Source organism: Streptomyces sp. NBC_00285, from assembly GCF_036174265.1.
Taxonomy (GTDB): domain Bacteria; phylum Actinomycetota; class Actinomycetes; order Streptomycetales; family Streptomycetaceae; genus Streptomyces.
Genome location: NZ_CP108055.1, coordinates 5,867,025 through 5,890,600 on the forward strand (window position 1 = coordinate 5,867,025; position 23,576 = coordinate 5,890,600).

17 protein-coding genes and 2 pseudogenes are annotated in these 23,576 nt (G+C 69.8%); 11 read left to right on the forward strand and 8 right to left on the reverse strand.

The genetic code is table 11. The features are described from left to right. Positions 1 to 64: 64 nt before the first annotated feature. The 4 genes from OHT57_RS27010 to acs form a co-directional block, all read right to left on the reverse strand. Complete coding sequence (locus OHT57_RS27010) at positions 65 to 1,006, reverse strand: alpha/beta fold hydrolase (RefSeq protein ID WP_328749096.1); 942 nt, start codon at positions 1,004 to 1,006, stop codon at positions 65 to 67. Further along, positions 1,003 to 1,509 carry a phage holin family protein gene (locus tag OHT57_RS27015; protein WP_328749097.1) on the reverse strand — a complete coding sequence of 169 codons (507 nt, stop codon included), beginning with the start codon at positions 1,507 to 1,509 and terminating at the stop codon, positions 1,003 to 1,005. The genes OHT57_RS27010 and OHT57_RS27015 overlap by 4 nt, the downstream gene beginning before the upstream one ends. 64 nt (positions 1,510 to 1,573) lie before the next feature. Beyond that, a complete protein-coding gene (gene nhaA, locus OHT57_RS27020) occupies positions 1,574 to 2,998 on the reverse strand; it encodes a Na+/H+ antiporter NhaA (RefSeq protein ID WP_328749098.1) in 1,425 nt (474 codons plus the stop codon). Positions 2,999 to 3,175: 177 nt separating this feature from the next. Continuing rightward, a complete protein-coding gene (gene acs, locus OHT57_RS27025; protein WP_328749099.1) occupies positions 3,176 to 5,134 on the reverse strand; it encodes an acetate--CoA ligase in 1,959 nt (652 codons plus the stop codon). Positions 5,135 to 5,372: 238 nt separating this feature from the next. On the opposite strand from acs, the gene OHT57_RS27030 reads away from it, so the two are divergent. Next, positions 5,373 to 6,008, forward strand: coding sequence for an RNA polymerase sigma factor (locus OHT57_RS27030; protein ID WP_328749100.1), 636 nt, complete (start codon positions 5,373 to 5,375; stop codon positions 6,006 to 6,008). Beyond that, positions 6,005 to 6,628: a hypothetical protein gene (locus OHT57_RS27035; protein WP_328749101.1), complete on the forward strand. Its 624-nt coding sequence runs from the start codon at positions 6,005 to 6,007 to the stop codon at positions 6,626 to 6,628. The genes OHT57_RS27030 and OHT57_RS27035 overlap by 4 nt, the downstream gene beginning before the upstream one ends. Positions 6,629 to 6,716: 88 nt before the next feature. Here OHT57_RS27035 and OHT57_RS27040 read toward each other — a convergent pair whose 3' ends face one another. After that, complete coding sequence (locus OHT57_RS27040; RefSeq protein ID WP_328749102.1) at positions 6,717 to 9,116, reverse strand: bifunctional SulP family inorganic anion transporter/carbonic anhydrase; 2,400 nt, start codon at positions 9,114 to 9,116, stop codon at positions 6,717 to 6,719. A 299-nt stretch (positions 9,117 to 9,415) separates the two neighbouring features. On the opposite strand from OHT57_RS27040, the gene OHT57_RS27045 reads away from it, so the two are divergent. Beyond that, positions 9,416 to 10,693, forward strand: coding sequence for a hypothetical protein (locus tag OHT57_RS27045; RefSeq protein ID WP_328749103.1), 1,278 nt, complete (start codon positions 9,416 to 9,418; stop codon positions 10,691 to 10,693). A 3-nt stretch (positions 10,694 to 10,696) separates the two neighbouring features. On the opposite strand, the gene OHT57_RS27050 is transcribed toward OHT57_RS27045, so the two are convergent. Next, positions 10,697 to 11,683, reverse strand: a complete 987-nt coding sequence (locus tag OHT57_RS27050; protein ID WP_328749104.1) for an ATP-binding protein — start codon at positions 11,681 to 11,683, stop codon at positions 10,697 to 10,699. A 101-nt stretch (positions 11,684 to 11,784) separates the two neighbouring features. Here OHT57_RS27050 and OHT57_RS27055 point away from each other — a divergent pair, with 101 nt between their 5' ends. Continuing rightward, entirely contained in the window at positions 11,785 to 12,609 is an 825-nt protein-coding gene (locus OHT57_RS27055; protein ID WP_328749105.1) for an oxidoreductase, read from the forward strand. A gap of 336 nt (positions 12,610 to 12,945) precedes the next feature. On the opposite strand, the gene OHT57_RS27060 is transcribed toward OHT57_RS27055, so the two are convergent. Beyond that, the gene (locus OHT57_RS27060) at positions 12,946 to 13,779 is read right to left on the reverse strand and encodes an HAD family hydrolase (RefSeq protein ID WP_328749106.1); all 834 of its coding nucleotides are present in this window, start codon (positions 13,777 to 13,779) and stop codon (positions 12,946 to 12,948) included. A 600-nt stretch (positions 13,780 to 14,379) separates the two neighbouring features. On the opposite strand from OHT57_RS27060, the gene ssd reads away from it, so the two are divergent. From ssd to OHT57_RS27080, 4 genes and pseudogenes are all read left to right on the forward strand, one after another. Further along, positions 14,380 to 15,492: a septum site-determining protein Ssd gene (gene ssd, locus OHT57_RS27065; protein ID WP_328749107.1), complete on the forward strand. Its 1,113-nt coding sequence runs from the start codon at positions 14,380 to 14,382 to the stop codon at positions 15,490 to 15,492. A gap of 335 nt (positions 15,493 to 15,827) precedes the next feature. After that, positions 15,828 to 16,691: pseudogene (locus tag OHT57_RS27070) on the forward strand (TadA family conjugal transfer-associated ATPase); the annotation flags it as partial. A gap of 57 nt (positions 16,692 to 16,748) precedes the next feature. After that, positions 16,749 to 18,038 carry a tyrosine-type recombinase/integrase gene (locus OHT57_RS27075; RefSeq protein WP_328749108.1) on the forward strand — a complete coding sequence of 430 codons (1,290 nt, stop codon included), beginning with the start codon at positions 16,749 to 16,751 and terminating at the stop codon, positions 18,036 to 18,038. Beyond that, positions 18,035 to 20,470 carry a site-specific integrase gene (locus OHT57_RS27080; protein ID WP_328749109.1) on the forward strand — a complete coding sequence of 812 codons (2,436 nt, stop codon included), beginning with the start codon at positions 18,035 to 18,037 and terminating at the stop codon, positions 20,468 to 20,470. The genes OHT57_RS27075 and OHT57_RS27080 overlap by 4 nt, the downstream gene beginning before the upstream one ends. A gap of 66 nt (positions 20,471 to 20,536) precedes the next feature. Here the strand turns inward: OHT57_RS27080 and OHT57_RS27085 are convergent, their stop codons facing one another. Then, the gene (locus OHT57_RS27085) at positions 20,537 to 21,259 is read right to left on the reverse strand and encodes a TIGR02391 family protein (protein ID WP_328749110.1); all 723 of its coding nucleotides are present in this window, start codon (positions 21,257 to 21,259) and stop codon (positions 20,537 to 20,539) included. 53 nt (positions 21,260 to 21,312) lie between these two features. On the opposite strand from OHT57_RS27085, the pseudogene OHT57_RS27090 reads away from it, so the two are divergent. From OHT57_RS27090 to OHT57_RS27100, 3 genes and pseudogenes are all read left to right on the forward strand, one after another. Then, positions 21,313 to 21,657, forward strand: a pseudogene (locus OHT57_RS27090) (TadA family conjugal transfer-associated ATPase); the annotation flags it as partial. Between the two features lie 66 nt (positions 21,658 to 21,723). Beyond that, a complete protein-coding gene (locus tag OHT57_RS27095; protein ID WP_328749111.1) occupies positions 21,724 to 22,746 on the forward strand; it encodes a type II secretion system F family protein in 1,023 nt (340 codons plus the stop codon). Further along, on the forward strand, positions 22,743 to 23,528 hold the full coding sequence (locus OHT57_RS27100) for a type II secretion system F family protein (protein ID WP_328749112.1): 786 nt from the start codon (positions 22,743 to 22,745) through the stop codon (positions 23,526 to 23,528). Before OHT57_RS27095 ends, OHT57_RS27100 begins: the two co-directional genes overlap by 4 nt. Positions 23,529 to 23,576: the final 48 nt, after the last annotated feature.

Below are 23,576 nucleotides of genomic sequence, written 5' to 3' on the forward strand. Positions count from 1 at the left end.
GCCAGGCAAGTGGCCGTTCGTAGGACAGGTGTTCGCTGTTCGGATACCGGGCGCGGTGACACGGTCACCGATCGGGTTCGGGATCCTTCAGCCAGTTGATCAACTCGGTCGAGAACGCGACCGGATCCTCCTCGTGCGGAAAGTGCCCGAGACCGTCGAACAGCCGCCAGCGGTACGGCGCTTCGACGTACTCCCCGGACCCGGCGGCGCTCCGGGTGCGCAGCACCGGGTCGAGCGAGCCGTGCAGATGCAGCGTCGGCACCCGCACGGGCCGCTTCATGCGCCGGTTGAACTGGATCCCGTCCGGACGGGCCATCGAGCGGACCATCCAGCGGTACGGCTCGACCGAACAGTGCGCCGTCGAGGGGATGCACATCGCCCTGCGGTACGTCTCCACCGCGTCGTCGTCCGGCAGGCGCGGGCCGGACCAGTCCCGGATCAGCTCGGCCACCAGCGCGCCGTCGTCCGCGGTCAGCCGGCGCTCCGGGATCCAGGGCCGCTGGAACCCCCAGATGTAGGAACCAGCACGCGTCTGCTTGACGTCCGAGAGCATCGCCGAGCGCCAGCGCCGGGGATGAGGCATCGAGGCGACCGCGAGCCGCCGGACGAGCTTGGGACGCATCGCGGCCGCCGTCCACGCCAGATAGCCGCCCAGGTCGTGTCCGACCAGCGCGGCGTCCGGCTCGCCGAGGGAGCGGATCACCCCGGTGACGTCCAGGGCGAGGTTGGCGGGGTCGTAGCCGCGCGGAGTGCGGTCGCTGCCGCCGACTCCGCGCAGATCCATGGCCACGGCCCGGAAGCCGGCCTCGGCGAGCGCCTCCAGCTGGTGCCGCCAGGTCCACCAGAACTGGGGGAAGCCGTGCAGGAACATCACCAGCGGTCCGTCGCCCAGTTCGGCGATGTGGAAGCGCGCGCCGTTGGCGGCCACGTCCCGGTGCGTCCAGGGACCGTCGGGCCGTACGAGAGAGGCGGGCTGCTGCGCCGAAGAAGGGGCGGGATCCGTCATGACGACGAGCGTGCCACAGCCTCGATGGCCTTCGTGTTTCGGACCCGCTCCTCAAGGACCTTGGTGTCGTCGTCGGTCCGCGGGTGGGGCTTGGCGTTCTGGAGCACGCCCGCCGTCTCCTTCATCGACGCGGCGACCTTCTGCGGGCCCTTGCCCTTCTGCGCCTTCTTCGCGAAGACGACGCCGATCAGCGCGAGGACGAGCGCGACGAGGACGTTGGCCGCGAAGGACAGCAGGAAACAGACCGCGAGGTTCCAGTCGCTCCAGGTCCGGATGCCGTAGGCCAGTGCGAAGCTCAGCATCGGCAGCGAGAACACCAGGACGGCGCCGGCCACGCTGAACGCGCCGCCGCTCACCGCGCCGCGCTTGACGTCCTGCTTGAGCTGCGCCTTCGCCAGTGCGATCTCGTCGTGCACCAGCGCAGACATCTCGGTCGTCGCCGAGGCGAAGAGCTGGCCGATGCTGCGTTCGGCGCCGACCGGGCTGCCGTCGGGTGCGCTCATGTCGCGGTCTCCCTGCTTCCGACCAAGTGCGTATGGTCTCGTCTTTTTGTACCGTCCCGTCAGATCATGCCGGACGGCCGTCGTCCTCGCCTGCCCCGCCCGCCACTTCGGCAAGCCGCGCGCGCTCGGCGGCCTTCAGTTCGGCGATCCGGCGGTGCTCGGCGGCCTTGCGTTCGAGGATGACCGCCATGCGCAGGTGGTACGCCGGATCGTCCTCCTCGTAGATGTCCGGGATGCCGTCGAGGTCGTCGTCGCGCTCCTCGGTCTCGTAGAGCCTGCGGTACTTGGCGTTGCGCAGCTTCAGCAGCACGGTCGCCAGGGTCGCGGCGATGAGCGAGCCGATGAGTACGGCGGCCTTGACCTCGTCCGTCATCGTGGCGTCGCCGTCGAAGGCGAGTTCCCCGATGAGCAGCGAGACGGTGAACCCGATACCGGCCAGGGTCGCCACCGCGAACACGTCGGCCCACTCGAGGTCGTCGCTGAGTGAGGCCCGGGTGAAACGGGCCGTCAGCCAGGTCCCGCCGAAGATGCCGACCGTCTTGCCCACGATCAGCCCGAGGACCACGCCCAGCGTCTCCGGCTGCGTGAACACGTCGCCGAGCGCCCCGCCGGAGAGGGAGACACCCGCGCTGAACAGGGCGAACAGGGGCACGGCCAGGCCCGCCGAGAGCGGTCGTACGAGATGCTCGATGTACTCGCCGGGGGAGTGCTTCTCGTCGCCCCGGGTGCTGCAGCGCAGCATCAGGCCCATCGCGACGCCCGCGATGGTGGCGTGGACCCCGCTGTTGTACATCAGCGCCCAGTTCACCAGCGCGAGCGGGAGATAGACGTACCACCCGCGTACGCCCTTCCTCAGCAGCACCCAGAAGACAGCGAGGCCGGCCACCGAGCCGCCGAGCGCGGCGAAGTCGATGTCGGCGGTGAAGAAGACCGCGATGATCAGGATCGCGAAGAGATCGTCGACGACGGCGAGCGTGAGCAGGAAGGCGCGCAGCGCGCTCGGCAGCCAGGTGCCGATGACGGCGAGCACGGCGAGCGCGAAGGCGATGTCGGTGGCGGTGGGCACGGCCCAGCCGCTGAGGGAGCCGCCGCCTGTGAGGTTGGTGAGCGTGTACACGAGCGCGGGTACGGCCATGCCGCACAGGGCCGCGACCACGGGCAGCGCGGCCGCCCTGGGGTCCTTCAGGTCACCGGCGACGAGCTCGCGCTTGAGCTCGATGCCGGCCACGAAGAAGAAGATCGCGAGGAGCCCGTCGGCGGCCCAGTGGGCGACGGAGAGGTTCAGGCCCAGAGTCGCGGGGCCCAGGTGGTAGTGGCTGACGCTCTGGTAACTGTCGTGCAGCGCGGGGACGTTCGCCCAGATCAGTGCGGTGAGCGCGGCGACGAGCAGCAGTACCCCGCCGACCGTCTCGGTGCGCAGCGCATCCGTGACGTAGGTCCGCTCGGGGAGGGACAGGCGTCCGAGGGCCTTGCGGGCGGGCGCTGCCATGAGGGTGACCTCCGGTCGGGGGCAGGGCGGAACTGTTCGCCGACCAGACTTCCCGGCACACCTTGAGGATCACGTGGAGAAACGTGTTGCTTGTTTAGTTTACCTAGCTTTGTTTAGTTTACCTAAAAGGGGTGCCCGGCGCTCCGCGCGCCCGGCACCCCTTCGCGGTCACGGCTGTCAGTCCTCGCTGGACGCGGCCGGCAGCTTCGTCTGGATGAGGTCCATGACCGATGAGTCGGTCAGGGTCGTCACGTCACCGAGCTGACGGTTCTCGGCGACGTCCCGCAGCAGGCGGCGCATGATCTTGCCGGAGCGGGTCTTGGGCAGTTCCTGCACCGGCAGGACCCGCTTGGGCTTGGCGATCGGGCCAAGGGTGACGCCGACGTGGTTGCGCAGGTCGGCGACGAGGTTCTCGTCCTCGGCGTTCGCGGTGCCGCGCAGGATCACGAAGGCCACGATCGCCTGCCCGGTCGTCTCGTCGGCGGCGCCGACGACGGCCGCCTCGGCGACCGAGGGGTGCGAGACGAGCGCCGACTCGACCTCCGTCGTCGAGATGTTGTGGCCGGAGACGAGCATGACGTCGTCGACGCGCCCGAGGAGCCAGATGTCGCCGTCGTCGTCCTTCTTCGCGCCGTCGCCGGCGAAGTACCTGCCCTCGAAGCGCGACCAGTACGTGTCGAGGAAGCGCTGGTCGTCACCCCAGATCGTGCGCAGCATCGACGGCCACGGCTCGGTGAGGACGAGATAGCCGCCCCCGCCGTTGGGGACTTCCTCGGCCTCGTCGTCCACCACGGTGGCCGAGATGCCGGGCAGCGGGGTCTGCGCGGAACCGGGCTTGGTCGCGGTCACACCCGGCAGCGGGGAGATCATCATCGCGCCGGTCTCGGTCTGCCACCAGGTGTCCACGATCGGGGTCCGGTCCGCACCGATGTGCTTGCGGTACCAGATCCACGCCTCGGGGTTGATCGGCTCACCGACCGAACCGAGCACACGCAGGCTGCTGAGGTCGAACTTCGCGGGGATGTCGTCACCCCACTTCATGAATGTACGGATCGCGGTGGGCGCCGTGTACAGGATGGTGACGCCGTACTTCTGGATGATCTCCCAGAAACGGCCCTGGTGCGGGGTGTCCGGCGTGCCCTCGTACATGACCTGGGTGGCACCGTTGGCGAGCGGGCCGTAGACGATGTAGGAGTGCCCGGTGACCCAGCCGACGTCGGCAGTGCACCAGTAGACGTCGGTCTCGGGCTTGAGGTCGAAGACGGCGTGGTGGGTGTACGCGGTCTGGGTGAGGTAGCCGCCGGAGGTGTGCAGGATGCCCTTCGGCTTACCCGTCGTCCCGGACGTGTACAGGATGAACAGCGGCTGCTCGGCGCCGAACGCCTCCGGGGCGTGCTCGGCGGACTGCCGGTCGACGACCTCGTGCCACCACACGTCCCGGCTGTCGTTCCAGGCGACCTCCTGGCCGGTACGGCGGACGACGAGCACGTGTTCGACGTTGCCGGCCTTGTCGGCGGCCTCGTCGACGGCGGGCTTGAGCGCGGACGGCTTGCCGCGCCGGTAGCCGCCGTCGGTGGTGATGACGACCTTGGCGTCGGCGTCCTGGATGCGGGTGGCGAGCGCGTCGGCGGAGAAGCCGCCGAAGACCACGGAGTGCGCGGCGCCGATCCGGGCGCACGCGAGCATCGCGATCGCGGTCTCGGGGATCATCGGCATGTAGACGGCGACCCGGTCGCCCTTGCGCACGCCCAGCTCCAGCAGGGCGTTCGCGGCCTTGGAGACCTCGTCCTTGAGCTCGGCGTAGGTGATCGCGCGACTGTCGCCGGGCTCGCCCTCGAAGTGGATGGCGACCCGGTCGCCGTTGCCCGCCTCGACATGCCGGTCGACGCAGTTGTACGCCACATTGAGCTCGCCGTCCTTGAACCACTTGGCGAACGGCGGGTTCGACCAGTCCAGCGTCTCGGTCGGCTCGGTGGCCCAGCTCAGTCGGCGGGCCTGTTCGGCCCAGAAACCGAGCCGGTCAGCCTTGGCCTGCTCATACGCCTCCGCGGTGACGTTGGCGTTGGCGGCCAGGTCGGCGGGGGGTGCGAACCTGCGCTCTTCCTTGAGCAGGTTGGCCAGGCTTTCGTTGCTCACGGCATCTGCCTTTCCAGGGTGTCCGTTGTGTCCCGGGCCACAGCTCATCAGACCAAAGGTGCGATGACAAGGGTCGATTGGGAATTGGTTTAGACCAGTCGGGCGTCGAGTCCGGCCGCCCGGGTCATCCGTACCCACGTACGCCGACCAGGCGGAGTTCAGCGCCTGTAACGCCTTTCACACTCCCGCCCAAGTACGGGTGAAGCGCCATCGGCACATCGACGTGAAGGGAGCCCGAGTGGACGGGATACGGGGCGGGCCGCGGGCGGCGGCTCGCGACCCACAGATCTTCGAGGAGTTCTACCGGCGCCATGTGGACGCGATCACGTCCTTCGTGGCCCGGCGTGTCGCCGACCCGCACACCGTGGCCGACCTGACCGCCGAGATCTTCCTGGCGGTCCTGGACTCGGCCCACACCTACCGCGCCTCCCGGGGCAGCGAACGCGCGTGGCTGTACGGCATCGCCCGCAACGTCGTCGCCGGCGAGCGCCGCCGGGTCGCCCGCGAGACCGACCGCGCCCGGCGCATCTCGGGGCGGCGACTGCTGGAGCCCGACGACATCGCCCGTCTGGAGGACAAGCTCGACGCGGAGAGCCCGGGCCGCCGCGCCCTGGCCGCGCTGGAACGGCTCCCCGCGGGGGAGAGAGCCGTCCTGGAACTCGTCGCAGTCGACCAGCTCACGGTCACCGAGGCCGCGACGGCGCTGGGCATCAGCCAGGTCGCGGCGCGTGTACGGCTGCACCGGGCGCGCAAGTCCCTGCGGGGGGCGGCGGATTCGGCCGCCGTGGATGCGCCGGGCGCGGGTTCGCCGGGCGTGGGTCCGCGCGGGGCATCACTGTCGTACGTCAGCGGAGGAAACGGGGGAGAGGCATGACGACGAGGACGACGTTCGAGGACCGGTTGCTGGCGGAGCTGCGGGAGGAGATCGAGCGGCGGCAGGCCGTGCCGGAACGGGCGCCGACCGCGCGTCGCCGTCTGCTCAGGGGGCCTGAGCGCATGGGCTCTGTGCTCAAGGGCTCTGTGCTCACGAGCCGTCGGCTGGCCCTGGCCGTGGCGGCCTGTGTGGTGGCCGGGCTCGGAGTGGTGCTGGCGCCCGGGACGCCGGCGGGCGCCCCGGCGTACGCGCTGGAGCGCCACGACGACGGCACTGTCACGCTCACCGTCAAGGACCAGGACATCGACGTGGACGCCCAGCGTGAACTCGCGCGGAAGCTGCGCCAGAACGGCATCGAGACGGACGTGCAGATCCTCCGCCCCGGCTATGCCTGCAAGGGCGATCCGGTGCTCTGGGGAATCGATGTCCGGGGCGAACGGACTCCGCTCTTCGTCTTCCAGTGGACCCGGAAGATCACCCTGCGTCGCGGCAATGTGCTGGTCTTCGTGAACCTCAACGCTTGGACGGAGCCGTACAGGGTCTACGTCTACCCGACCGAGGCCGACGTCGAGCCCTGCGTCCCGGTGAAGCCGACGCCGAACCGGTCCCAGCGCGCCTAGGCGAAGTGCCTGTCCGGCGGTGTGCAGCCTCTCCAACGGAGGGCCGCACACCGCGTGGCGGTCACCGTGAGGTCGGTCGCCGGCCGGCTCACACCGGCAGGTCGGTCGCCGCCTCCACATGGTCGAATCGCTCGTCCCCACCCGTCCCGCTGAGCAGGTACGACTGGGCCTCACCCACGTGGAAGTACATCCCGTGCAGCTCCAGCGCCCCTGCGCGCAGGGCCCGGGCGACCGAGTCGTGAGCGCTCAGATGCTCCAGCTGCTCCACCACGTTGGTCAGGCAGAGCTGTTCGACCGCGTCGGCGGGGGCCCGCCCGGCGAGCCTCGCCCAGGGGCGGCTGTCGTCGGCCATCCGCTCCAGACTCGGCAGTCCGTGCCGCAGCCACCGCTTCAGCGGGGTCTGGGCGCCGCCCGGCTCGGAGTTGAGCAGCGCCTGCATGGCCCCGCAGCCGGAGTGACCGCACACGGTGATGGACCGCACCTTCAGGATGTCCACGGCGTACTCGATCGCGGCCGCCACCGAGTCGTCCCCGCTCTCCTCGCCGGGCAGCGGGACGAGGTTGCCCACGTTGCGCACGACGAAGAGGTCGCCCGGGCCACTGGAGGTGATCATCGAGGTGACCAGCCGTGAGTCGGCGCAGGTGAGGAAGAGCTGCGACGGCTGCTGGCCCTCGCGCGCCAGCCGGGCCAGCTCGCCCCGCACGATCGGCGCGGTGTTGCGCTGGAACGCGCTGATCCCACGGGCCAGTTCACGCCCGCTCGACTCACGGGGCGCGCTCGGACCGAGCGCTGTACCGGGCTCACCGGGCGCTCCCGGTGCTGTGGCGGCGGACGCGGTGTTCGGGCGCTCGCACTGGTGATTGCGCCAGGCCGTCCAGGGACGGCAGCGGCAGTCGGCGGAATCGGACGGCTCGGCGATCCGTGTGCCCGGTCTGCGGCCGGTCAGCTCGACCGTGCCGCCCTGCGCGGTGTGCGTCTTCTGCCAGTCGTGGAGCGACTCGTACGCCGCGTGGTCCATGAACGACCCGTCCAACTCCACGACGGCGTCGGCGCCTTGAGGGACGAGATGCAGGGCCCGGCTGAGCCGGGGCACCGCCAGGAACGTCAACTGGCCTCGTACGTGTACGTGATGGACTCCCTCCCTCGCGTCGTGCGTGATGCGGGTGCGGGTGAGGCGGTGCAGGGCGACCCCGACCGCGACGGCGATCCCCAGCGTGACGCCCTCCAGGACGCCGAGGAGGACCACACCGAGGGTGGTGACGGCGTAGACCAGCACTTCTCGGTGGCGGGTCACCGTACGGATGTGGTGCAGGGACACCATCTGGATGCCGACGGCCATCACCAGGGCGGCGAGCGAGGCGAGCGGGATGAACTCCAGGACCGGGACCATCAGCAGCGCGGCGATCACTACGAGAACGCCGTGCAGCATCGTGGAGTTCCGACTGACGGCACCCGCCTGGACATTCGCCGAACTCCGCACCGCCACACCGGCGACGGGCAGTCCGCCGAGCGTGCCGGAGACGATGTTGGCGGCGCCCTGTCCCAGCAACTCGCGGTCCAGATGGGAGCGGCCGACACGGGCAGCGCGGCCGGTGGTGAGCAGATCGGGGCGGCCGGCGACCAGCTTGTCCACGGCGACCGCGCCGAGCAGTGACTGCACGCTGCACACCAGCGTCGTGGTGAGCACGGCGGCGACGAGGCCCAGCACGGGGCCTTCGGGCAGTCCGGCCAGGGCATGGCTGCTCCAGGACGGCAGGTCGACCCTGGGCAGGGTCAGCCCGGCGAGCGAGGCGGCGACGGTGGCTCCGCCGACGGCGACGAGGGCGGCAGGGATCCTGTGCAGCAGCTGACCGGCCCGGCCGGGGATGCGCGGCCAGAGGAAGAGCAGCAACAGGGTCAGCGCGCTGGCCGACACCGCGGACGGTTGGACGCGCGCCAACTGGGACGGCAGACCACGGAGGTTGTCGAGGACGGCGCTGTGCGGGGTGCCGCCGAGGACGATGTGCAGTTGGGCCACGGCGATGGTGACGCCGATGCCGGCGAGCATGCCGTGCACGATCGCGGGGCTGACGGCGAGCGCGGTGCGGGCCACGCGCAGGCAGCCGAGGCAGAGTTGGACCACTCCGGCCAGGACGGTGATGGCGCAGGTCGTCCGCCAGCCGTAACGGTGAATCAGGTCGGCGGTGACCACGGTGAGTCCGGCGGCGGGGCCGCTGACCTGGAGGGGGGATCCGCCGAGCCGACCGGCGACGATCCCTCCGACGGCGGCGGCCACGAGGCCGGCCTGGAGGGGCGCTCCGGTGGCGAGGGCGATGCCCAGGGACAGGGGCAGGGCGATCAGGAAGACCGCGATCGAGGCCGACACGTCGGCACCCGCGATGCGGAAGCGGCGGGGCGGTGTCGGCGGGGGGCTGTGGGGTCGGTGGGTGCGCCTCGTACGGTCCGAGTCGCTCGGGTCGGTGGTGCGGGCGGGGACGCAGGCTGACATATTTCCCGTCTCCTCCGGGGCAGCGCGGTCGCGGAACAGGTGGACCCCCATCGGTGACGGAGGGTCGGGTCGCGGCCGTGGGTCACGGCGTGCAGCGGCGGGATGGATCAACGCTCGGTAAATGGATCGTAATGCAGAGTAAAGGCCAGGCATAGACTTTCCGGTCAAATAGGCTAACAACTCCCCTGAATGGGTGAAGTGGCAATTTCATCGGCTTGTCGTATTAATTCCTTCTCGGTCTCATGCGAACTTGGCGGCGCTGTCGTTGGCCCCGAGAGAAGGAAGAAGGTGGGCGGAAGATGGCCGCCACCCAGAGGATTGCCGCGGGAGCCGTGGTCGCCGCGGTCTGTGCCGCCTCACTGGCCGGTTGCGCGACCGGCACCGACGCCTCGAAAGGAGGGGTTGCCGGTCCGCAGAAGGCGAAGCCGGCCCAGGCACCCCCCAAGCACGTGGTCCGCCTGATCGGCGACGGCTCCACCTCGTACACCGGAGCCCAGCCGCACCTGCCCAGAGCCGAGCGCCTGAAGCCCGGTCAGAAGCCCCCGCAGTTCGTGGTCTTCTCCTGGGACGGCGCGGGCGAGGACAGCCAGAAGCTGTTCTCCCACTTCCGCGAGGTCGCCAAGGCGAACCACGCGACGATGACGTACTTCCTGAGCGGCGTGTACATGCTGCCGGAGGAAAAGCGCGACGAGTACAAGCCGCCGCAGCACTCCCCGGGCCGCTCCGACATCGGCTTCAACGACGAGCAGGGCATCGCCGACACCGTCAAGCAGCTGCGCCTCGCGTGGCTGGAGGGCAACGAGATCGGCACCCACTTCAACGGCCACTTCTGCGGCAGCGGCGGTGGGGTCGGCCAGTGGTCGGTCGAGGAGTGGAAGGACGAGATCGCCCAGGCGAAGAAGTTCGTGAAGTCCTGGAAGACCAACACGGGGATGACGAAGGCGTCCCCGCTGCCGTTCGACTACGACAAGGAGCTCATCGGCGCCCGCACCCCCTGCCTGGAGGGTCAGAAGAACTTCATGCGGGCCGCCGCCGAGCTGGGCTTCCGCTACGACACCAGCGGCGTCAATGAGCAGCTGTGGCCGAAGAAGAAGCAGGGCCTGTGGGACCTGTCGATGCAGCTCGTGCCCTTCCCCGGGCACTCCTACGAGCAGCTCACTATGGACTACAACTTCATGGTCAACCAGTCCGGCACCGCGACCCAGGGCGACCCGAACAAGTACGAGTTCTGGGGCGACCAGATGCGCGACGGCCTGCTCAAGGGCTTCCACCGGGCCTACGACGGCAACCGCGCTCCCCTGATCCTCGGCAACCACTTCGAGTCCTGGAACGGCGGCACCTACATGCGTGCCGTCAAGGAGACCGTCGAGCGGGTGTGCAACAAGCCCGACGTGCGCTGTGTCTCCTTCCGGCAGCTCGCCGACTGGCTGGACGCCCAGGACCCGAAGACCCTTCAGAAGCTGGGCGCCCTGGAGGTCGGCGAGGCACCGAAGCAGGGCTGGCCGGCCTTCATGTCCGGCAGCCCCGCTCCGGCACCGAAGGGAGTACCGGGGGCGCCGGCGGCCAAGAAGCAGTAGCCGTCAGACGGTCGCTGCCGTCACCGCGCTCTCGCCGAGCACGAACGAGGGGTCGATCTGCGCCGCCAGGTCGGCCCCCGTGCGCTCGTTGCCCCAGGACTCGGCGTTCTTCAGATGGAAGTGCACCATCTGCCGGGTGTAGCGCTCCCAGTCCCGCAGGTCGTACGTCGCGTCGACAGCCGTCCGCAACCTGTGCAGGGCGCGGCGGTTGACGTCCTCCAGGAGAGCGAACCGGGGCGGCCGCCCCTTCTCCAGGGCGCGTACCCAGTCGGAGTGCCCGAGCGTCACCAGCAGGTCGTCCCCGACCTCGGCGCGGAGGAAGTCGAGGTCGTCCTGGCCCTGCACCTTGTTGCCGACGACTCGCAGGGTGACGCCGAAGTCGCGGGCGTACTCCTTGTACTGGCGATAGACGGAGACCCCCTTCCGGGTCGGCTCGACGACGAGGAACGTGATGTCGAAGCGGGTGAACATGCCGGAGGCGAAGGAGTCGGAGCCCGCCGTCATGTCCACCACGACGTACTCACCCCGCCCGTCCACCAGGTGGTTCAGGCACAGCTCCACCGCTCCGGTCTTGGAGTGGTAGCAGGCGACCCCCAGGTCGGCGTCCGTGAAGGGGCCGGTGACCATCAAACGGACCACGTCGCCGTCGAGTTCCACCGGCCGGGCGCAGGCGTCGTACAGCGGGTTGTCCTCGCGCACCCGCAGCAGCCGCGAGCCCTCGCCGGGCGGAGTGGTCTTGATCATCTCCGCGGCGGAGGCGATCCGCGGGTTGCTGCCGCGCAGGTACTCCTTGATCAGCGGCAGTCGGTCGCCCAGCGCGGGCAGCGCGGCAGCCTCCGCGTCGTCCAGGCCGAGCGCCGGTCCCAGATGCTGGTTGATGTCGGCATCGACGGCGATCACCGGTGCTCCGGTGGTCGCGAGATGGCGGATGAGCAGGGAGGACAGGGTGGTCTTGCCGCTGCCGCCCTTCCCGACGAAAGCAATTTTCATGTTCACGAAGCGTAGTCGTGAGATAGCCGTGCGTGTCAGCGGTGCGTGAAGAAGACCACTCCATCGAGGAGTGTGGGGCTGGGATGCGTAATGTCGTACTCATGAGTACGACAGGCGCGACCGCCGATCCGCTCGCGGCCCTGGGCTCGCTGCCCGGCGTGGCCGAGTCCGTGGAGTCCGTGCGCAAGTCCGTGGACCGGGTCTACGGACACCGTGTCATGCGGCGCCGCAGCAACGAGATCACCTCAGAGGCGGCCCTGCGCGGAGCCCGCGGCTCAGCCGCGCTGTCCGGTGCGGACTGGGCCCTCGAAGAGGTGCGCCGGCGTTCGGACTTCGGTGTCGACGACGAGGCACGGGTCATGGGTGCGGCTCTGAGGTTGACCGCCGAGGCCGGCCAACTGCTGTCCATCTGGCGGCAGTCACCCCTGCGCGTGCTGGCCCGGCTGCACCTGGTGGCCGCGGCCACCGACGGGGAGGAGGTCGGGCGTCCGCGTCAGGCGGGTGAGGCCGTCCAGGAGCCACTCATCGAGCTGTCACCGCCGGGCGCGGCAGAGGTCTCGGTCCGGCTGGAGGGGCTGTCCGAGCTGATCATCGCGGGCGGCTCCGCCCCCGCCCTGGTCACGGCAGCCGTCGTACAGGGAGAACTGCTCGCCCTGAGGCCCTTCGTCTCGTACAACGGCCTGGTCGCGCGTGCGGCGGCGCGGGTCGTCCTGGTCGGCAGCGGCCTCGACCCGAAGTCGGTCTGCCCGGCTGAGGTCGGTCACGCCGAACTGGGCCGCGCGGCCTATCTGGCGGCACTGGACGGATACGTCTCCGGCACCCCCGAGGGCATGGCCGCCTGGATCGCCCACTGCGGCAGGGCGATCGAACTGGGAGCCCGCGAGTCGACCGCGGTGTGCGAGGCGCTCCAGCGCGGGGCGGCGTAAAAGGCCCCGGAACAGGGATGCGGCGGTACGAGGATTCGTACCGCCGCAGACATGTTCACCTGGTTACCAAGCGTCCTCGAGATATTGCCCATCAGGTCGGGAACTGTGCCCGTCACCTGGTGCGGCTGGCCCGTAATCGACGGGTCGACGTCGCGTGGGTGCCTGGTGTTCATGCTCGGTCCGTGGGGCCAAATGCGTTTATAAGGTGATCCTTTCGGATGTCCTTGGTCTCGCGGGCCGTTAACCCCTTTGTACTCCTGGGCCGGAGCAAGCGGAACCCCTGGCAGCAGTTCTTTACTTTTATTCGCAAATAGTAGTCAAGTGGGCTGAACCGCCTCAGGCCACCGGCGACCGGCGCCGATTCGCGTACCAGACGAGGCCCGCCGTGGCTGCCGCGGCTCCTATCGCGGCGACCGCGACGAGCGCCGGCCGGGGCGGTACCGCGAATCCGGGCAGTCGCTGCTTGAGTCGGACCGGCCGATGGAAATCCAGAATCGGCCATCCGCGCGCGAAGGCCTCGCGGCGCAGCGTCCGGTCGGGGTTGACCGCGTGCGGGTGGCCCACGGCCTTGAGCATCGGCAGGTCGGTCGCCGAGTCGCTGTAGGCGTAACAGCGCTCCAGGTCGTACCCCTCGGACTCCGCCAGCTCCTTGACCGCCTCGGCCTTCGTCGGGCCGTACGCGTAGTACTCCACCTCACCCGTGTAGCAGCCGTCCTCGCCGACGACCATGCGGGTGGCCACCACACGGTCCGCGCCGAGGAGTTCACCGATCGGCTCGACCACCTCGGCGCCGGAGGTGGAGACGATGACCACGTCGCGTCCGGCGGTGTGGTGCTCCTCGATGAGGGAGGCGGCCTCGTCGTAGATGATCGGGTCGATCAGGTCATGGAGCGTTTCGGCCACGATCTCCTTGACCTGCTGGACGTTCCAGCCGCGCACGAGCGCGGAGAGGTACTCGCGGGTGCGCTCCATCTGGTCGTGGTCCATACCGCCGACGAGGAAGACGAACTGGGCATAGGCGGTCCGCAAGGCGGCCCTGCGGTTGATCAGGCCGCCTTGGTAGAACGACTTGCCGAACGTGAGCGTGCTCGACTTCGCAATGACCGTCTTGTCCAGGTCAAAGAAGGCGGCTGTGCGGGGCATCGAGTGGTTATCCACGACCCCGAGCATAGGCGCAGCCCATTCGGCGTAAGGTGAGGCGTGTGGGTTTGCCTGAGAGGGCTCTCGGGTACACCATGGAAGTCACGGATCGTTCGCGACCGTGCTAACGCGGTCCGGCTCCTCCCCCCCCCGAGTCGGCCGTGAAGGCGACCCCCACTCTCCCCCCCGGTGGGGGTCGTCGCATGTCCGGGTGGGTTTTTCCTCATGAGCATGCGGTCCTGCGACCGCTCCGAGGCGGCTTCGGCCGCCTCTTTCGCATGTCCATGATTCGTCACCGTGAGTAGCCGAGGTGCTGCTCTGTGGCGGCCGTGCACAGGGCTCGTGGGGCTCACCGGTATGGGTGACGGCGATATTCACAGCCACTGAGTTGTCCACAGTTATCGACCAAGATCCACATGATTTCCGGGATCCCTGCACCGTGATTCCCATGCATCCCGCTCGGGCCGACTTCATGGCCGGTTCCGGTTAGTCGGGTGTGCTTGGCCGGTTCGTATCGGCCGCTCATATGGAGACCGCTTGCCGGTTCTTCACATGTTTGGGAATCGCGGGGCCGGAGGGGCCGCGTGGGAGAGGCGCCGCGCGGGTCCTCGCGCGTCGCAGTGAAGGGGGATGAGGACCGTGGCCGCAGCCGTCACACACGATCCACCGCCCGCCGCCGGAGGGCGGCAGGGGCAGCCGTTGATCATCACCGAGGACGAGGATCTGCTGGACGACCTGCTACGCCTGTGCGCGGCGGCCGGGGCGAAACCCGAGGTCCATCACGGGATGCCGGAGCGCAGAGGCAGCTGGGAGGCCGCCCCGCTCGTCCTGGTCGGCGACGATGCCGCCCGGCGTGTGCGCGGGACCGCCCGTCGGCGCGGAGTGGTGCTCGTGGGCCGGGACCAGGACGACTCCGGGGTGTGGAAACGGGCCGTCGAGATCGGCGCCGACCATGTACTCGTGCTCCCCGACGGCGAGCAATGGCTGGTCGACCGCATCGCCGATGTCGCCGAGGGCGTCGGCCGACCCGCCCTCACCGTCGGCGTCATCGGCGGCCGGGGCGGAGCCGGAGCCTCCACGCTCGCGTGTGCCCTCGCCGTCACCTCCGCGCGTGAAGGTCTGCGCACGCTCCTCGTGGACGCGGATCCACTGGGCGGCGGACTCGACGTACTCCTCGGCGGCGAGAGCACCGAGGGGTTGCGGTGGCCCGCGTTCGCCGCCTCGCGCGGACGGGTCGGAGGCGGCGCCCTGGAGGAGTCGCTGCCGCGGCTGCACTCGCTGCGGGTGCTGAGCTGGGACCGCGGCGACCGCATCACTGTCCCGCCGCCTGCCGTACGTGCGGTGCTCGCCGCGGCCCGGCGCCGGGGCGGCACCGTCGTCGTCGACCTGCCGCGCCGCCTCGACGACGGGGTCGCCGAGGCTCTCGCCCAGCTCGACCTCGGCATCCTCGTGGTCCCCGCCGAACTGCGTGCCATCGCTGCGGCGGGCCGCGTGGCCTCCGCCGTCGGCATGGTCCTGCGGGACCTGCGGGTGGCGGTACGGGGCCCGTACGCACCTGGCCTGGACGACCGCGAGGTGGCCCGGTTGCTGGGCCTGCCGCTGGTGGGCGAGGTGCCGGTCGAGTCGGTGCTTCAGCGGCCGCAGGGGAGCGAGGCGCCGCCGGGAGCGGCTGTCCGGGGGCCGCTGGCCCGCTTCTGCAAGGAGTTCTGGGAGCAGGCCCTGACGGAGGCGAGGGTGGCATGAGCGGCGCATTCGAGGGCGGATGGACGGGCGCCGGGCAGGAGAGCCTGGTGCCCGGGCGGCGGCGAACGGGCCGGCCATCGCCGGGTGGAGCTGTCGAACGGCGGTGTGCCAGGGACCCGGCCGGCCGGGCTGTCGAGCCGGTGAGGGTGAGTGAGTCTGTCGGCGGGCTCGGCGGGCTCGGCGGGCGGTGGCGGGCCGGTGGGGGTGAGAGCGCGGACGTCGGATGGCCGCCGGCCGATGAGCCTCCGACCGAACCCGCCGCGTGGCAGTCGGCCGGAGCCGGCGAGGCGGGCCTGACGGATGTTTCCGTGGCGGGCTCGGCGGCGGGCGTGGACATGGCTGCCGGACTGCTGGACGGCGTACGGCAGTGGCTGGCCGAGAGCGGGGCCGAACCGACGCCCGCGCGGGTGGCGCAGGCCCTGCGGGAGCAGGGGCGGGTGCTGGGAGATGCCGAAGTGCTCGGCGCGGCGGCGCTGTTGCGGTCCGAACTGGTCGGCAGCGGCCCCCTGGAGCCGTTGCTCACCGACCCGTCGGTGACGGACGTCCTCGTGTCGGCCCCGGACCGGGTCTGGGTGGACCGGGGCGGCGGACTCGAATTGACCGCCGTCTCCTTCCCGGACGCGGCCGCCGTACGGCGCCTCGCGCAGCGGCTCGCCGCGGTGGCCGGGCGGCGCCTCGACGACGCCCGGCCCTGGGTCGACGCCCGGCTGCCGGACGGGACGCGGTTGCACGCGGTGCTTCCCCCGGTCGCCGTCGGCTGTGCCTGTCTGGCGCTGCGGGTAGTACGGCCGCGTGCGTTCACGCTGGACGAACTGGTCGCGGCGGGCACGGTACCGCCGGGCGGCGACCGGGTCCTGCGGGCGCTGCTCGACGCGCGGCTGTCCTTCCTCATCAGCGGCGGGACCGGCACTGGCAAGACGACCTTGCTGAGCGCGTTGCTGGGGCTCGTGGGGCCGGGGGAGCGAATCGTCCTCGCGGAGGACTCGGCGGAGCTCAGGCCGGACCATCCGCACGTCGTACGGCTGGAGACCAGACCCGCCAACCAGGAGGGTGCCGGGCTCGTCACGCTCGAGGACCTGGTGCGGCAGGCACTGCGGATGCGGCCGGACCGGCTGGTCGTGGGTGAGGTCCGTGGGCCTGAAGTGGTGCATCTGCTGGCCGCGTTGAACACGGGCCATGAAGGCGGCTGCGGTGTATTGACCGAACTAACTCTGCCGTTTTCGCAGGTCAGAGGGTCTTTCTGTTAAGTTCCGGCAGTGCGTGACGGAAGAACACTTGAACGAGATCTGAAGACCTTCGTGCTGCCCGAGATCGGACGATTGCAAACGACAGGGGACGTCTGGGAGCCATACCGGCTCATCGACCCGGACGGGCATCGTGTCGAGCCGGTCGCGATCTACTTCAAGGACCTGCTGACCGCAGACAGCCCTGCCACCACCCTGTATTCGTACGGAAACGACCTGCTCCGGTGGTGGCGATTCCTGTGGGCCCACGACATCGCGTGGGACCGCGCCGTACGTGAGGATGCCCGGGACTTCGCGCTGTGGATGCAGCTCGCAGACAAGCCGGTACGGGTGCACTGGCGGCACCGCGGCAAGGACCCAGCCGAGATACCCGGGCGCAAGATCCCGGCCCTCGCACCTGGAACGCCGAACCCGGTGACCGGGAAGCCGACCATCGGCAAGAAGTACGCGCCCGCCACCCGGGCCCACTGCGAGACCGTCCTCCGGACCTTCTACGACTTCCATCTCGACCTCAACAGCGGCCAGTTGCTGGTCAATCCGTTCCCGCTGGACCGCAACCGCCGCAAGGGACGGCCACACGCCCACCACAACCCGGCCGAGGAGTTCAAGCGCGAGCGGACCGGCCGCTACCGGCCGACCGTCCCGAACCGGATCCCCCGCCGGATACCGGACGACGAGTACGCCAAGGTCTTCGCTGGCCTGCGCTCGCACCGGGACCGCGCCCTGCTCGCCTTCTGGGTCTCAACCGCCGCCCGCTCGGAAGAGTTGCTGACCGCGACCGGCCGCGACGCCCTGCCCGGCCAGCAACTCATCGGCGTGATCCGCAAAGGCACCCGGGACTACCAGCAACTGCCCGCGTCTCCCGACGCGTTCGTCTGGCTCCGCCTCTACCAGGAAGAAGCCTGGCGCAACGGGGTCCCGCGGGGCCGCAACCAGCCCCTCTGGTGGACCTTGCGACGCCCTTGGCGGCCACTGAACTACGACGCCGCCCGCGCCATGTTCAACCGAGCGGTCGAGCTCCTGGGGGCCAACTGGACACTCCATGACCTGCGGCACACCGCGACCTACCGCATGACCGAGGACCCCAAGATGTCGCTGACCTACGTCCAGCACATCCTTGGCCACAAGGATCAGAGCACCCTCCAGAAGTACCTTCGCCCGAGCCGGGACGAGGTCATCTCTGCAGGGCTGGCCCACCATGCCCGGCAGGAGGCGAAGAAGAACGCCGCGCCGCCGGCCCCCATCGCCCCCGCCTACAACGAGGACTCCATGAACACCCTCTTCGGAGGGCTCGTCGCATGACCACTGCAATCCTCATGGCCCTGCCGGAGACTCCGCGCAACCTCGCCGGCGCTGAGGCCGCCGCACTCCTGCAGAAGTTCCCGCCACGCCAGAATCTCGACTCCTGGTTCATCACCGAGGCCGACACCGACTACGTCCTGGACCGCCTCCGGAAACACCCCTTCCGCGCTGAAGGCGACAGCGCCCAGTCGACGCGCATGGTCGGCGCCCGGGCGATCCTGGCCTGGCTCACAACCTTTCCCGGATCGACCTGGCAGGCCAACTGGGACGCCAGCCCGGCAGCAGACTCGCCCACCGGCTGGCATCGCACGGTCCGCGACTGGGCCGCCGCCGAACTCGGCCGAAGGCCGACTTCAGCCTGCCTCGCCTCCGGGACCCTGGCCCTGATCTGCGCGGACGTGATCCGTCCCTCCCCTGCCTGGCTGGCGGCCAGCTCCTCCAACGCCCTGCGCCCGGCCATGGCGGCAGCCCGCGACCCGGAAGGATTCGCCCGGCTGGAGGCCCAGTTTCCCGCAGCCATCCGGTCCACCCGCCACGCCTCCGCGGCCCTCAAGGCCGTCGCCCGCACCCTGGCCGCCTTCGGCGGCCTCGTCGAGGACATCACCGTCGGGGATCTCCTCGTTCTGCTTCAGGAGACCAGTCACGATGCGGCCCGCGGGGCCCGCATCGCCTACTCCACTCTGCGTGAGCGCGGCCAGTTCCCGCCGGACGCCCCGGCGACCCTGCTCCGCATCCAGACCCGCACGGGGCAAGTGACCCCTGCGCAACTCGTGGACCGGTACCACTTGCGCTGCCGCCCTGTTCGCGACCTCCTGGTCGACTACCTCACCGAACGCCAGCCTTCCCTCGACCACAACTCCCTGATCAGCTTGTCGGCAGCACTAGCCAACAACTTCTGGGGCGACCTCGAACGCCACCACGAGGGAATCTCGTCTCTGCACCTGACCCCGGAAGTTGCCGCGGCCTGGAAAGCGCGCGTCAACACGGTCACCCGCCGTCGGCGCAGTCCGGACGGCCAGGTCATCGAGACCACTACGCCGCGCAACAGCGCGCCTGCGGTCAAAACTCTCGTCCGGGCGTTCTACTTCGACATCGGCCAGTGGGCCCTGGACGAGCCGGCCCGGTGGGGACCTTGGGCAGCACCCTGCCCCATCACCGAAGCTGACTGCTCGGACAAGAAGACCAAGCAGCGGCAGAAGACCGCCTCTGACCAGCGAACCCGTGAGCGGCTCCCCGTGCTGCCCGCGCTCATCCGCGTCGCCGACCGCCGACTGAAGGAAGCCCGCGTCCGCCTCGACGCCCTCCATGCCGCCCCCCTCGGCGCCCAATTCACCGTCCTCGGCGAGACGTTCACGGCGCCCAAGGGAACCTCCCGGGCCGGCCTCACGGGCCAGGCATACGACGGCACAGGCCGTCGCCGTGACCTCGAGGCCGAGGAGAAGCGGGCCTTTTGGGGCTGGGCCACTATCGAGATCCTCCGGCACACCGGCATCCGCATCGAGGAGTTGCTGGAACTCGGCCATCACAGCATCATCCGCTACAAGCTCCCCACCACAGGGGAGTACGTTCCGCTGCTGCAAATCGCGCCATCGAAGACAGACCAGGAACGTCTGCTGCTTGTCACGCCCGAACTGGCCGATGTCCTGAGCATCGTCGTCACACGCGTCCGGGGCGAGAACAAAGCAATTCCATCGGTCCCCAGCTACGACGTACACGAGAAAATCTGGAACGACCCGATGCCGCTTCTCTACCAATGGAACGTTTCGGGGGAAAGGCGTCCCATTTCGTCAAACACGGTCCGCGACGCCCTCAATGATGCCCTCATGGCCACAGGAATCACCGACTCCACTGGGACCCCACTGAAGTTCCAGCCGCACGACTTCCGACGGATCTTTATCACCGATGCGATCCTCAACGGCCTACCCCCGCACATCGCTCAGGTAATTGCGGGTCACTCCAACATCAACACGACTATGGGCTACAACGCCGTCTATCCGGTCCAGGCCATCGAAGCCCACCGGTCGTTTATCGCCCGCCGTCGCAGCCTCCGGCCCAGCGACGAATACCGCGCGGTCACCTCGGAAGAATGGAAGGAGTTCCTGAACCACTTCGAACAGCGCAAGCTTGCGCTGGGTTCATGCGGTCGGGCTTTTGGAACTGACTGCATTCATGAACACGCTTGTGTTCGTTGTCCTGTTCTTATAGTCGATCCTACGGAGAGGGGTCGGCTTGTTGAAATCCGCGACAATCTAGACGACCGGATCGCCGAGGCGAAGCGGGAGGGGTGGTTGGGCGAGGTCGAGGGGTTGTCGGTGAGCCTGGACGCTGCAGAGGAGAAGCTCGCCCAGCTGGATGCTCGGCAGGAGAAGAAGGATTCTCCCGTCTTCCTGGGAGTCCCCAGCTTCAGTCAGATCGCTGTTCGCGCGAACTAGACCACGCGCACACGAGTTGAGCCTGGGGCCCCAACAAGATGGGCGGGCTGATGGCCCGCCCATCGTCTACTTGTCGTGCAATTCCTCGCCATGCTGATGGCGGAGCTGGGACAAGATCAGGCTCCCCAGCCCGAGAACGCCGAATGCGTATCGCTTTGCATCGTCGCGCTTTTGGATGTTGTGGCGATCCACATTGCTCAGCGCCTGGGCAAACCCCATTCCCAGCCCTCGCCACCCTTCCCACTCGCCGGGCTCCTTGCCGAGTCGATACTGAGCATCAGTAGCGAATACGGCAGCGAAGAGACCTTTTCCGACCAATGCCTGGCCGTTATTTCCCCGGGGGTTTCCGCACCATCTCCGAACGCAGTCTTCGACATAGATAGCGGTTTGACTGGCGACCGTCTGCCAGTCTTCATTTTGGACATGCTTCTGAACGTGAGACCACAAGTCAGGGTCAATCGCCGTTTCGTCCACCGCGTCGTCACTGGTTCCTGCTTCTTGCAGCTCGAAGACAGCTGCTTCGATGATGCCACCAGCCTTCCGCAGGCCTCCCAAAAAAGCTCTCTCAAAGGACGAGTCGGGAGTTCCGTTGGTGAACGCCATCAGTGAGTACCGAACTTTTTCAAAGTCGGTCAGCAGGTGATGGTCTTTCCCCAGTGCTCGAATGAGGGTGGACCTCACTCGACCTTTCCAAGACGCGAGTTCACCGGGCGGCCGAAGTTCTACTCCTCGCCGGTCTGCTTCTTCCTTGAGCCCCGTCAGGACCTCGATGGCTCGCTGAGCGTTCATCGGCACAAGGTATCGACCGCTCGCGCGCTAGGCATAGCGGTTAGTTCAGAGAAGGGACCGTGCACGCCAACGCGGCAGCCGATGTCCCGGCCCGCCTCGAGGCGCTGGGGACGGCCGCAGGGCTCGACCGGGCCGCGCTGCACAGCCAGTTGGCGGCCGCGCTGTCGGTCGTGCTGCACCTCGTGCGCGACCGGACCGGGAGGCGCCGGATCGCCGAGGTGCGTGTGCTGGAGCGGGACTCCTCGGGCCTGGTGCGGACGGTGCCCGCGCTGCGGTGGGGCGCGGAGGCGTTCGTGTACGAGCGCGGGTGGGAGCGGCTGCGAGAGCTGCTCGGGGGCGCGATGCGAGGGCTGGAGGGGGAGGCGGGTGACTTCGCAACGACGGGACGACGGCGCTGACCGGGCCGTCGGGGAGCTGCTGAGGGCCGATGACGGCTCGGACGGTGAGAGGACGTGGTGACCGGGATGGATGAGATGTCGCTGGGGTCTATGGGGGTGGCCGTGGGATGCCTCGGCGCGGCCGCGTGGCTGTCGGGCGGGCGCCGCTCCGGCGTTCGGCGGGCCCAGGCGCTCTTCGAGGGCGGCGGAGTGGCGGGGGTCGGACCTCCGCCGTGGCAGCAACTGCTGGCGGAACTGCGGCAGGTTCGTGGGCGACTGGGATTCGAGTGGTGGGCGGCGGTCGGCGGCCTGGTGCTCGGGGTGCTGGGGGCTTCGGTGGTGCCGGTCCTCGCGGGGGCGGCCGGGGTGCCGTTGCTGCGGCGGGTGCGACTTGCCCGCGATGCGCGCCGGGTGCGGGAGCGGCGTACGGACGCGGTGATCACGCTGTGCGCGGCGGTCGCCGGAGAGGTGCGGGCGGGGCGGCAGCCGGGCGAGGCGCTGGTGTGGGCCGTGCGGGACTTCGAGGGGGCGGCGGTTGGCGGCGCGGGCTCGGGTGGGTCCGGGCCTGGAGTGCCGGCGCCTGAAGTCAGTGGGGTCGGTGGGCGGCGCTTCCGGAGGCCGCCCGGTGGGTTGTGGTCGCGTGGGCTGTGGGCCGGTCCCGGTGCGCCGGAGCCGGGTGGGCTCGGAGACGCGCAGGCGGTCGTGCTGGCGGCGGCCCGGTTCGGTGGGGATGTTCCGGGGGCGCTTGCGGCCGGGGCTCGGCGGCCTGGGGCCGAAGGGCTGTTGGGGCTTGCCGCGTGCTGGCGGGTGGCCGTTGACCAGGGCGCGGGCCTCGCGGCCGGGCTGGACCGGCTCGAAGGGGCGTTGCGGGCCGAGCGGGATCAACGGGCGGATCTGCGCGCCCAGTTGGCCGGAGCGCGGTCCACGGCGTGGATGCTCGCCGCCTTGCCGGCCCTGGGGCTGGGCCTGGGTGGCGCCCTCGGCGTCGACCCCCTGCATGTACTGCTGCACACCGGGAGCGGCCTTGGCTGTCTCCTGGTCGGCGGCCTGCTGGAGGGCGTCGGGATGTGGTGGGCGATGCGGATCGTGCGGGGAGCTGAGGCGGCGTGAGCGCGGAAGTTGTCCACAGGCTGGGGGCGGTCGTGGGGATCGCGATGGTCGCCTGGCTCACCCGATGGGTTGTCGCGGTACGGCGTGAGCGGAGGTTGCGGCGGCGGCTGGGTGAGCTGTTGGCCGCCGCGCAGGCCACGGCTGAGGGCCCGCGGTTCGAGGGACGGGAGCTCCTGCGGCGGTGGCTGCCCGTGGTCGGTGTCGGGTGCGCGGGGTGGGTGCTGGTCGGCGGAGTCCCCGGTGTGGTGGTCGGGCTGGTCGTCGCGGTGGGCCTGTGGCGATGGCGGCTCCGGCAGGTGGCCGGCGTGGGCGTCCAGGAGGCCGACCAGCGCGAGGCGGCCCGCCAACTCCCGCTCGCCGCCGACCTGCTGGCCGCGTGTATCGCGGCGGGCGCCGGCCCGGTGATCGCGGCACAGGCCGTCGGCGAGGCACTGGGCGGGCCCGTGGGAGAGGGACTCGCGCGCGGGGCGGCGGAGGTGCGGCTCGGCAGCGAACCGGGCGACGCCTGGCGAAGGCTCGCCACGACACCCGGCGCCGAACCACTTGCGCGGCTGCTGACACGCGCCGATGTGACCGGGGTGCCCGCGGCCGGACCGGTCGCCGGACTCGCGGCGGATGCCCGCGCCGACTGGGGGCGCGCCGCGACGGCACGGGCACGTCGAGCGGCGGTGCTGGTCACCGCGCCGGTCGGGCTGTGTTTCCTGCCCGCGTTCATCGCAGTCGGCGTGCTGCCGATCGTGATCGGACTCGCGGGCGGAGTGCTGGGAGGAGGTGGGCGATGACGGACGACGGCCGCTGAACCGGCGGACCAGCAGGCAGACAGGTAATCA